Annotated in this window: 12 protein-coding genes; all 12 read right to left on the minus strand. The window is 40.4% G+C overall.

Annotated features, from left to right (window positions below; genetic code table 11):
• Positions 1–164 precede the first annotated feature (164 nt).
• Positions 165–620 (minus strand): PssE/Cps14G family polysaccharide biosynthesis glycosyltransferase, encoded by a 456-nt coding sequence (gene pssE / locus A1359_RS13655; RefSeq protein ID WP_066983951.1) that lies wholly within the window; start codon positions 618–620, stop codon positions 165–167.
• Entirely contained in the window at positions 617–1,129 is a 513-nt protein-coding gene (gene pssD, locus A1359_RS13660; RefSeq protein WP_066983955.1) for a PssD/Cps14F family polysaccharide biosynthesis glycosyltransferase, read from the minus strand. Before pssD ends, pssE begins: the two co-directional genes overlap by 4 nt.
• Positions 1,113–2,240 (minus strand): glycosyltransferase family 4 protein, encoded by a 1,128-nt coding sequence (locus A1359_RS13665; RefSeq protein WP_083960637.1) that lies wholly within the window; start codon positions 2,238–2,240, stop codon positions 1,113–1,115. Before A1359_RS13665 ends, pssD begins: the two co-directional genes overlap by 17 nt.
• A 31-nt stretch (positions 2,241–2,271) precedes the next feature.
• The gene (locus A1359_RS23490; protein WP_157200553.1) at positions 2,272–3,879 is read right to left on the minus strand and encodes a glycosyltransferase; all 1,608 of its coding nucleotides are present in this window, start codon (positions 3,877–3,879) and stop codon (positions 2,272–2,274) included.
• Positions 3,880–3,923: 44 nt separating this feature from the next.
• On the minus strand, positions 3,924–5,201 hold the full coding sequence (locus tag A1359_RS13675) for a putative glycoside hydrolase (protein WP_066983960.1): 1,278 nt from the start codon (positions 5,199–5,201) through the stop codon (positions 3,924–3,926).
• Between the two features lie 68 nt (positions 5,202–5,269).
• Positions 5,270–6,442, minus strand: coding sequence for a glycosyltransferase family 4 protein (locus tag A1359_RS13680; protein ID WP_066983964.1), 1,173 nt, complete (start codon positions 6,440–6,442; stop codon positions 5,270–5,272).
• 37 nt (positions 6,443–6,479) lie between these two features.
• Entirely contained in the window at positions 6,480–7,943 is a 1,464-nt protein-coding gene (locus A1359_RS13685) for an O-antigen ligase family protein (RefSeq protein ID WP_066983968.1), read from the minus strand.
• Positions 7,940–9,367: an oligosaccharide flippase family protein gene (locus A1359_RS13690; RefSeq protein WP_066983971.1), complete on the minus strand. Its 1,428-nt coding sequence runs from the start codon at positions 9,365–9,367 to the stop codon at positions 7,940–7,942. Before A1359_RS13690 ends, A1359_RS13685 begins: the two co-directional genes overlap by 4 nt.
• Before the next feature lie 771 nt (positions 9,368–10,138).
• Positions 10,139–10,474: a helix-turn-helix domain-containing protein gene (locus tag A1359_RS13695; RefSeq protein ID WP_066983973.1), complete on the minus strand. Its 336-nt coding sequence runs from the start codon at positions 10,472–10,474 to the stop codon at positions 10,139–10,141.
• The gene (locus tag A1359_RS13700) at positions 10,449–10,814 is read right to left on the minus strand and encodes a BrnT family toxin (protein ID WP_232322242.1); all 366 of its coding nucleotides are present in this window, start codon (positions 10,812–10,814) and stop codon (positions 10,449–10,451) included. The genes A1359_RS13695 and A1359_RS13700 overlap by 26 nt, the downstream gene beginning before the upstream one ends.
• A gap of 4 nt (positions 10,815–10,818) precedes the next feature.
• Positions 10,819–11,211, minus strand: a complete 393-nt coding sequence (locus A1359_RS13705) for a PIN domain-containing protein (RefSeq protein WP_066983977.1) — start codon at positions 11,209–11,211, stop codon at positions 10,819–10,821.
• A 3-nt stretch (positions 11,212–11,214) separates the two neighbouring features.
• Entirely contained in the window at positions 11,215–11,481 is a 267-nt protein-coding gene (locus tag A1359_RS13710) for a hypothetical protein (protein WP_066983980.1), read from the minus strand.
• Positions 11,482–11,668 lie beyond the last annotated feature (187 nt).

Raw genomic sequence — 11,668 nt, forward strand, 5'->3', positions numbered from 1 at the left:
TGGCAGTGACGCGAAGCATGGGGACCATAGAAGGAAGTTGATTTTGGCGAAAACCTTAGAGCTTAGGTAGGACGCTTTCTGACGATGCACACGCTTAATAAGTTGCTGTACGCCTCGCGACATGCGACCGATTACGCTGCGCTATAAACCTACGCTGGCTTTGATTATTTCAAAAAGTAGTCCGATATTTCTTTGGCACAGAAAAAGCTTTCTTTTTGAAACTTTTCAAAAGTTATATTTCCATTGGAGAATAATCTAATACGATCTGGAATATCAGATATTTTTTTTACTGAAAAAATAAAATTACGATTTGATAAATTATGACAAATATCTAGTTGATGATCATCAATTCGCTCTAAATTCGCCACAGCACATAATGGTACTGATAATTCCAATAACCTATAAATAGTACCGGCACCACCATGAGATATAACAAAATCAGCAGCTAGGTATTCTTCTTCAATGTTTTTAATAAATGCAAAATTATTTCTATTTTTTGGGATATATTGGCCAGGTCCGTATTGAATAGTGACATCAAAGTCATCAAAAAAAGGTTCTTGATCTACAAACTTAACCAACTCATCAAATGCTGTAGTGCCAACAGTAACGAATAATTTCATAATAAACCACAATATTTGGCATTTTTATAGAATTTTAATTGTTCTTTATTCTGGATATAAAATTTATTGCAAATTAAATAATTAATTTTTCCGGTAAGGCTTTGTGTGTCGAACCGCGACCAGGTTTCTATATGTATGGTTTTTTTAAAGCATAGTCGCCCAATTAAACATATAGCCGTGCAAAATCCTGGACCAGTTGAAATAATGCCCTGAGTAGATGCAGAACAAATCACACGACTGATAGACCAAATTTCACCTGCAGCCTTTAATAAGCCAGACAAGGTATAGCCTTGTGCCTTGTCACGCAATGGCGGGTAATAAAAATGCACATCCGACCAAAATGGTTTTTCGTGAAAGTCACCGATAGTGACAATTTCGATGTCTTTGAGATTAGGTTTCATCGCAATGAAAAGCCTGGAGGCTTGGCTTGCATGTCCGCCTTCACCAAAACAAAATAATAACCTTTTTTTTTGTGTATTCAGAAGTTCGTTACTATATTGATTGAGCATATTTATCTCCTAATATTTCAGTATACAATTGAGATATTTCGGATATTACAGCCTTATCGTTAAAACAATTATCGGCCTTAGCTCTGGCATTTTTACGCATAAATTTTCGAGTTTCAGCATTAGTGACTATAGTTAATATTGCATCGGCTATTGCATGAATATCACCTGGACTTACCAGTAAGCCTTCTACGCCATCCGATACTGCATCTGCTATTGCTCCAACGCGGGTGGCAACGACAGGAACGCCGTAAGCAAGTGCTTCAAGGATTGACATGGGTAAAACTTCGTTATATGAGGGTAAAACCAATGCGTCGGCCTTATTAAGCAATTGATGCTTAGCTTCGCCTTGAATCCAGCCCAGAAGACTAACGTATTCATTTAAACTCAAGTCCCTTATCAATTCATCGACCATTAATCTATCGCCATCGCCTCCACAATATAGGTGAGTTGGCACAGATGACCTTTCTAATACTAAGGCATATGCTTTCAATAAATCCGCAATACCTTTTTTTTCTGTCAGTTTTCCAAGGAAAACAATATTCAAAATCCGATTGCTCGAATCGTCATGTGTAAATTCATCTGGCAGATTTACTGGGTTAAAAATTAATCGTATATTCCGGTTTGTAGTAATGCCGGAAAGCCATTGCCGCCATTCGTCCGACAAAGCAATAAGGAAAGTTGCGCGGTCGAAAACATAGCGAATATATTTTTTTATTAGTTTCCCGGACGCTGTGTCATAGAAAGTTCTAAATGCCGAGCCGTGCAAGTGTAATATATAAGGTACACCAAACAAATCTGCTGCTAGCATAAATGCGGATTTTCTTAAAAAGCTAACTTGGCCGGCAACATGTATATGTAACAACCCTACACGTCCTTGTATCAGCAAATAAACAAATCGACAGAACGAACTGATACCAAGCAACAGTTTACGAACAGCTGATATTTCTTTGTGAGTTTCAAGGTATAAAATCGGCCAATTAGAAAATAAACCGGCTTCCTTATAGGCAAGAACAACAGAAGCCATTCCACCCCTTGCATGTTGCAATGAGGGGCCTATCATTGCAATACAAGGCCTTTTTAAATATTCTTTTAATGCGGATGAACCTGGCACTCTAAACTCCTTTTATAATAAACTCGAAAATTTAAGTATCAAATTTAGTAATAGGGCTGTAGGTGAAGTCATCTTTCAATATCCTGCCATAAATACCGGTATTAATACTACGTATGATGCGTGCCGGGTTTCCTGCAACCAAACTGTTTGCCGGTACGTTTTTAGTAACCACAGAGCCAGCACCTACGACGACATGATCACCAATATTGATGCCGGGGAGAATGATAGCGCGCGCGCCTATCAGACAATAGTTGCCGATTTTGGTGGTGGCATGCAACGAGCGGGTGTAATCATGCGACAACACCATCGCTTGCCTAGATAGCAGGGTGTATTCGCCAATTACAATACCTTTAGGATTGGTTTTATCCAAGAATGCCGAGAACGAAATGTTCGCCGTACCGGCTACTCGATGCCCCCAGCCTCTCAAATAACCGATCCGAAGCCTCATTGATGTATTGCGTACGCTGTTACGGCAAAATGTAGCCCACTGAAAAGGCTTAACACCTTTGTCTGCAACGGCAGCGATTAACTCGTCGTATCGGGATAGCATTAACGCGCGGTTAAACATTTTTTCCACCATTTTGCGACCGTTCAAACCCATTTCGGCTTGTTTCTGATTCGCAAGGGCTAAACTTAAAGCCTGGGTCAGCGCATTACTATCATTGGCCGGTACCAAGTAGCCGGTTTCATCAGGAACGATAGCTTCTTTGGCGCCGCCGATATCGGTTGCCACCATAGGCACGCCCATAGATAAGGATTCCAACATCGCCATAGAAAAAGTTTCGGCAGTCGAAGGCAATACGGACCATTCCGCTAACGCTAATAAAGGCCTCACATCAGTCATGGCACCCGGCAGGTGAATTCTATTAGACAGGCCTTCCTGCGTTATGATTTTTGCTAGTTCGTTTTTTAGCGGGCCATCGCCGGCCATCACCAAGTGAAGGTCAGGAAATTCGTCAGCGAGTTGTTTGAATGCCTCCAATAAAATCCGTTGACCTTTTTCGGGCCGAAAAGCCGCTATATGGCAAATGACACGAGAGGTGGTAGACAGGCCAAGATTTTTCCTTAGTGCCTCAATCCCATCAGCATCGACCGATGACTGCCGAAAATAATCAGTATCAATACCGTTGTGGATATAGTCCGAATTAAATAACAAAAAAGGAAAGCGCCGTTGCCAATGTTGCTGCTGGGCCTTACACACAAAGACCACTTTAGCGCAACTGCGTAACAACCATTGGTAGAGCAATATGTCGAATATATCCGCCCGACGACTACGATTAAGTGTGGTATGCAGTGCTGCAATAATAGGCGCTTTTCGCTTAGCTCGGTGCAAGCCTAACCAACCCCAAAATAAGGCTATCGTTAAACAGCAGTAAACTACGTCGATGGCATATTTATCGATTATTTGACCAATACGCCCCGCCAACATCCAATCGAATTTAGATTGGCGCTTGACGTGATGAAAGACTACAGAACGATTATCCACCCTGTCGAGTAGATCCAAGCCTGGCTCGAAGCACAATAAATGTAATTCATATTTATCACTATCTAGTCCGTTGATTAAATCGACCGTTTGCGTTTCCGCGCCGGCACGTTTCAATGAGGGGAGAATTACTAATAGTTTTATCTTTTCACTCACTACTGGCTCCAAACAGTTTCGATTAGGGGGTATAGAAGTATTTCTTAGTTGCTTTTTAATAAAATCAACCCATCCCGTGCGGGAAGATTAATGCTGGCGCCTACAGATTTGCCATTGTTAGTGGCTGGCACTTGTTTGCCTTTTAATCTAACGAGATTAAGCTTGTTTGGCACTGAGACAGCTTTATTAGTCGGATTGACAAAGACCACGCCTTTTTCAAACGCACGTCGATAAATACCGCTCTGCCATGGGCTTAATTGCGGGCTTTCTAACGGTTGCCCCAAATCAATGTCAAATTCGTCAAACCAGGGTACGGCACGGTAATTACCATTCAGTTCGCTGTAGGAAAAAAGACCATCATTCATCAGCGTGGAAGTCAAGCCAAAGCGCATCAGTTGGTAATCGTTGAGTTTGCCATGCACATTGAAAACTACCAATTTAGGCGCTAGCAGATGAGCAAAAGCATTATGGTAGCGCTGCATCATAGCCGGCCAACCTTTCAATGTTTCCGTAGACCATTTAAGGCCCATCATGGCTTCCAGGACTGCACCATTGAGTTGGTTACTGTACTCTTGAGTTTCGTAAGCGACACCGTCAACATTCCCAATTAATAATATATTTGGGTTGATTGAGCGTATGGCTTGCCATTCAGCGAGATGGCCTGCCCGATAGGCTGTTTGTACGCTTCCAGCAGTTTGTAACTGAATGTCAGTGCTATTACTCCAATTGGCCAAAGCAATCTTGGACTGGCCAAAGACATTGTCCAGAAACCATATGTCAAACTCAGGCACTTTAGAGAAATAAACGTCGTAATCACGTGCCGCTAACCATTCTGGATATCTACGACCATCTGCATCCAGACTTGAAAACATGGTGAAATTGACATCGTATTTGCCATATTTCTTAGTCCATTGCATTTTTTGGCCAAACAGACCTTCTACCCACCAATCCATTTCGTTGATTTTTTCGGCTTTGTCGCTGTCTGGGCTGGCCTGGCTACCATCGGGTGCTTCGTTCAAAATAGTGTATTGTCCAATCAATATGTCAGGATTAAATGCTTTAATTTTCTGTACTGTTGAACGCATACTCCCCGGTAAGCGCTTTCGATCGGACTCCCAGTTGCGGTAGAAGCCAAGTAAGGTAATGTCAGCTTTCGCCAGCTGTTGGATCACAGAGGGTTGGTCATAATAAACTGGCGCGCCAATATTCAAGTTACATATTTTTGGATAGTTATCTATAGTATTGGCACAAACAAAACCCGATAAAAATACCCCTAATATATAACTAATAGCTAGAGTAACTTGCAACTTAATATTATTCATAATAGCCACCAAACAATTTAATAAAAGTCAATCTAAAATATTTATCGAATTTAATAGTTAGTTAAAATCTAAGGCTTAACTATTGATTCGACACATAATTGCCTTACTTTTTCTGCATTACTCTTCCATGTATAATGGCTCTCTACATGCTGTCGTGCATTTTTACCAATATAATTTCTATAGTCAGGGTCGTTACACATCTTTTGTAGCTCGGCTTTTAATTCAATGGTATCTTCGGAGAAAATTAGTCTGCCAGATTTTTTATCACTGATAACTTCTGCAATTTGTCCCATGGGAGGGGCTATGACTGGCTTTGCCATTGCCATATACTCGAATATTTTTAATGCTGAGCCGAAAAACCCTTTTTGTGACTCGTAGTAGTTGCGCGGGAAAGGTGCTAACAAAATATCCATCGCCGCAATGTATTCTGGTATGGAATTATGCGGAACAAGGCCTGTAAAAATAACAGTATTATTTAAATGATTTTGGTTGACATATTCTTCGCAACTAGCCCTGCATTCGCCGTCACCCACTAATACGAATTTATAAGAATGTTCTCGAAACTCTTGTGCGAGTTCCAGAATTTTGTATACACCATGCCACGCTTTAAATGTGCCGACAAAGCCAATTACAATTGATTTTTCTAAACCATAACGCTTTCGGATAGATTCGCCAGAAATATTAGGGTTAAATCTAGTTATATCCACGCCATTCTCGATTACTGTTATTTTGTTGTCATCGGCATAGTTATGCGAAACAAGGTACTGCTTTAACTGTGTTGATACGACAAAAATATTTTTTGGTATTTTTAACACAAAACGATCAAATATTATGCGTTTACTTGATGTGTTTTCATTTCTCTCCATTTCGCTGATGCCATTAACCTCAAGTACTAAGGGGGCAAGATATTTCATCAGCACTTGAGAGAGTAATGCTACGTGGTTGTTTGTGTGCCGGAAAATAATCACATCCGGTTTTTTTATAAGGTATTTATAAAATATTTTAATAAAAAACTGAATATTGCCGAATAGCCAAATTAATTTAGTAAAAACCTTTTTTAATAAGCCCATGCTTTGACCGGGTTTTTCTAATGAAATGGTGTTCTGAAAAGCCACATCTATTTGATTGCCTAATGATTCAAAAGCATGTATGAACTCTTGGACATGCACATTGCCGCCGTCATTTTTTTTTAGGCTATAACAGTATAGAACTTTTAGGTTTTTCAAGGTGTCGCTTGTCATAATATGGCTTAAAGAGTTTTAGATTAAAGAATGGTAATTATTTAAATATAAATCTTTTGTTTCTTCCCACGCCTAGAAAAATGGCGAAAGCAACCAAAAGGCGTTCACTATTAATTTCTGGCCCAAACGATGAGTGAATTAAAAATGCGAAAGCTGCAGCTGATGCGCCAATGACGGTCAGTTGTGCTGTTTGGGGTAGTTGGCGAGTTTTATTGCTGGAAAATGTCGCAGCGTAACCCACCCCAATTAAAAAACAGCCGAACAGTAAAGCACCTAACGCACCATTCTCGACCAAGAATTGTAAGAAGTTGTTGTGGTATTGGTTGTACATATTGACGCCTGGTAGTGCCTTTGCCACATAATTGCGTTCTTCTTTCCAGGCACCAAAAAATTCAGTGACCCCTGGCCCTATGCCTAACATGGGGTAGCGCTCGATGACGTCTATGGCTTCTACGAATTGACCGGCACGGCCTTCGGCTGAAGCTATAGCTTGCTTATCTTGGAATCGATCCTGGATTTTGTCTTTAAATGTAAATGAGGCTCCGACTAAAAAAATACTGGTTACTATGCCGAGCAACAATATTTTTCCGAATGTGATGCTTTTGCTTCTTAGTAAATTGAGGACGCATAAGCCGGCGCCTAAAAAGTAGCTCAACCAAGCTGCACGAGAGAAAGGCAGAATAAGTGTGACATAGCTAAGCCCATAAATCAGGTAGAGTAGTTTGTTTTTTTTGCCCGCCAATACGAAAGGCGTCAAAAAAACCATTAGCATGGCTATATAACCACCTAAAGCATTCACTGCGCCAAGGGTACCCGATACGCGGAGACTATTCTGTACATAATGCAGTTTGCTGATTTCTGAGTTGCGTTCGCCGAGCACTACCAAGCCTAATTGACCATTTTTTATATACTGTAAGCCTGAAATAGCCCCTTGAATGACCAGAATAGCTGCCACAATGGTTACGAACCTTTTAATAAAAATTTCATCAAGCTCTATATTACGAAATATTGCATAAATTATTAATGATTTTGACATCATAATGACAAATAAAATACTTTTGTCGGTTCTGGCCGAAAAATACGACGTCACAAGCATCCAAATTATAAGAAGAAACCAAATTTTACCTATTTTTTCCAGTCCGAGGCCATTCTTTAATTCAATTGAAGATAATAGCAATAGAAATATTATAATATCTAGAAAATAAATTTGAAATTTCAGTGGTTCTTGTAATTCAAAAGTATGCAGTGATGTCGAGAACTGGGTAAAAAATAGCATACTCAGCGTGAGAGCACAGTATTTTTCTTTTTGAAGTGCAAATGCTGTAAGAGCAACTAGAGCGCCTGCCACAAATACCTGTCTAGCAATTGAATCTTGCCAAATAATCAAAGCGGCCAGAGCCACAGGCACAGCAACTATCAAACCTATCGATGAAGATGCTATCAGGAAAATAGATTTTTTACTTTTTTCCTGATTAATTGATTTAAGGTTCAGTATAGTCATTTTGATATAAATTTTTTAACAGGCAATCCAGGCATCTTGTACGAAAATAACATAAATGATAAATATATTATTGCAGCACCACTTATTAATGTTATCAAGTTAAAAACATCGCTCGAATAAGTGAATGTTTCATTCGAAAAGCCTTTCCATGCAAAAAACAAGGCAGCTCCAGTTAAAGGAAATAAGCTTTCATAAAAAACTTGTACGAATGATATCTTTATTAATTTTTTTGAAAGCAGGCAAACAATAAGCAATCGAAAAATTGACGTTAAAAAAACTGCAATTGGAATATCTTCAAAATCGCCATATATGCCAACATAATACAATATCATGCTTAGCACTATTATATTTACCGTATTCAAAACAACACCGTAACTCGGCTTACCAATGGCGTTCCAGAACTGCGGCCAAACACTTGCATATATTTGTACTAGGCTTGCGAGACTCAACCATTTTAGTATCTCAGATGCAGGGTGCCATTTTTCTTCAAAAAAAACATCGACGAATAAGTCGGAAATAATATAGATCCCAATGCAAGCCGGAGCTGAAAAAGCTAAAACTAACCAAGCGGCTTTCCTTATTATATATGAGAAACTTGGACTTTCTGTGAATTTGGAAAAGCTAGCGTAAATAACACGATGCACACCTGTTGTCACTAATTGAAAAGGCATATTAGCAATTTGCATGGCAAGTGCATATAAACCAAGCGCATCTTTTCCAAAATAAAGCCCAATGAAGAATGAATCAATTTTTGTTGATAAATACCAAACAATTCTTGCTGCGACATTGGCAACTCCAAAGCTTATGAATGATTTTATGCTTGATAAACGAAACTGGAATCTAGGATACCAGCCTGTTGCAAATCCAAGACAGATTGAAACAAAAATACGTTCACATAAAAAACCATAAACAAAACCTTTAACACCATAACCCAGAAAAGCCCCTGTTATTGAAAGTATATTTCTTATTAGCCCACCGAAAAGCTCATATTTCGCAATTGTATCCAATCTCAGGTCTCGGGAAACAAGTCCTCTAGTAATGCTTTGAAAAGGAACAAATATTAACCCATAAACCAAAACTTCAATTACGCTGATGTAGGCGGACTCCAGTGGGTATATGTATGTATAAACATGAATTAGGATGATGCCTATAATAGATATGAACAACAAAAACCAAAAGCAAGTTGACAATTGTTCGTTGGTTATTGTTCTTTCTCTTACAATAGCTGAGAGAAAGCCAAAGTCAACGATACTATCAATCAAACCTACTGTCAGCATCCCGAAATTTATAGCGCCGAAATCTGAAATACCCAATAATTTAGCTAGATAGATGGTTGTTATAAAAGTAATGGCTTGGGCTGTAACCTTTGAAGCTAACGACCATGTGGTTGAACGAAAAATCTTTTTATTTATATCACTAGACATTTTGTATATTTTATTATGGACTATTTAAGAGGAAGGCTAAAATATCTCAATTATTGAAATGCGTCAGTGGTGCCTGCAGTAGCTTGGGGACAGCCCGTGTAGCTCCGATTAGCGATAGTGTGATCGGAGGAATATCGCTATTTTAAAGCCTGTAGTATCTGTACGGGTCTTTTTATCGTTAAGATACAATTAGGAATCGGTTGAATCTGCCATTCTTCTCTGTTTATTGCGTTGCCGGCTTTAAATATGGTTGCCGGTTGCGTCAATTAGCCACACTTGCAGCTTAGGTTGCAGGCTAACGGGATGATGGTGTTTTTCCGGCTGATTATCTCGTTTGGTTGTCTGCTTGTTCTGTGCCGGACTTGTTCTCGCTTAGTGTGTTCAGGGTTTGTGAATGCTATAACGTGGGTTATGGTTTTGTAAGTCAGCTTATCTCATGTTGTTGTATCTGCCACCAAGACTTTTTCCATTACATAGTTTGCTTCTCACCGCCTTTGATGGGCAAAGTCTAGTTACTTTTAACATATTTGCCATGACCGTTTTATGACTTGTTGTTTTTCCTGATTAGCCAAGGGTGGGCAACGCTTTTCTGTCCACCGTTTTAGGCAATTGCTTAAATCCGCGTGGGCACAAAAAGCGTGCCCACCCTACCTTTCGGGGACACAATTAGGGGCCGGTCTTGCAATCAAGCCTATTCAAATTAGGAATGAAAACCCAATAACTTCGGCATTTAGCCCATTAATCAGAAGCGATTAGATCTGATGTCTATCTTTAATTAAGTGCCGCCAATGCGGCTTCAGGCGCTTTATCCAGGACTTTTAACAAGGCCGTGGCCGCGCCTGTTGGTCGACGCTTACCTTGCTCCCAATTGCGAATCGTTTCCAGCGATACATCGATACGCTGAGAAAATTCTGCCTGACTAAGTCCAAGCCGTTTACGCACCCGACGGGCAAACCTTGCCGCATCCTGCATGGCTTCTGCTTCGTCATCTGCTTGCTGCATTAAAATATCTGATTCCAGCATAGCATCCACACGTTCCGGATCAATCCGCCCGATGGCAATAGACTTGGGATCGTTTGGATCAATCGTTACTTGTACTGTTTTCATAATGCTTAACCTCTCGCTGATTCGCCTTACGTGCCGAAATAATGCGCATTGCTGTCTGTCGTGGCGTGTAAACTAAGACAAAAAGTCGTTGCTCTATTAATCCCATCAACTGATAACGATCCTCGCTATAACAGTGTCTGTTATCGATTTTTATTATCCTGTCAGGATCAAAAAAAGCACGTGCAGCATAAGCAAAATCGAAACCACGAGTGCGGTAGGATGTGTCGACAATTCTAACCCGTCCTGTAAGTCTTTTATATTTGCCATATTGAGCCCGCGTAGGCTGACGTAAGGAAGCCCAAAATAGTTGCATCGGCTGAATTTTGAGCACCGTCTTCATCACCTTATAGAAACGGGTTAAGGATGCGTAACTGGTTTTCAATCAATTGGTTATGCTGCATATCTTCGCTGTAAAGAATTGAGCAATGCGCAGCAAGCGCCGAAGCAATAATTAAACTGTCGAAATGGCTGTACCCATAACGGGAAGCAACCGACCAAGCAGAAAAGATTTCACTGATGTCTACATTTACAAACCTTACCGTTTTAAGTACAGCAGATAACTCGCGCTTGACATCATCTGGGCTGTAGCGTTGTTTCCGCCGCAACACATGACTACATTCGTTGATAACTTGCGTGGAAATTGTTGGGGTTTGAGTCAACAGATTGGCAGCAATCAAACGCTTGCTTTCATCGCTGCCGATAGCGTACAGAACAATGTTTGTATCAAGAAAGACCAAAGCTCAGCCTCTAGCGTCATCATAGAAAGCATTGCGGTCTTCAATAGGTTTACCCGCCCAATCTATTTTGACAGTTTGCAAGTAAGCAAGCGCTGCAAGCCGCTCGGATTCAGTATTAGCAACTGCTAAGGGTGCGTTGTATTGCCGTTGATAGTTTGCTGCCCATTCAATGACTGTTGCTAACACCTCAGGAAGGGGCTTTTGCAGTTGTTGCTGTAACAAGGTTAATTGCTGGCTATGTATATCGTCCAGTTCGGCCTCGATGTGCATATTGGTCTCCGATTTCGTTTTAGACAATCTTACGCTAAAAAGTCTGAATATCAGTTTTTTGCTCAAGCTTTGTGGGCCAACGGGGTAAATAATTTAAGTATCTGATTCATATACCCTCATCCTAACCTTCTCCTTTATGCCCTGCGGGTGCGGCGGGAGAAGCCCGCTTAGGTTGGGCTGATGTAAG

Origin of the sequence: Methylomonas lenta (assembly GCF_001644015.1) — a bacterium.
In the GTDB taxonomy this organism is placed as follows: domain Bacteria; phylum Pseudomonadota; class Gammaproteobacteria; order Methylococcales; family Methylomonadaceae; genus Methylomonas; species Methylomonas lenta.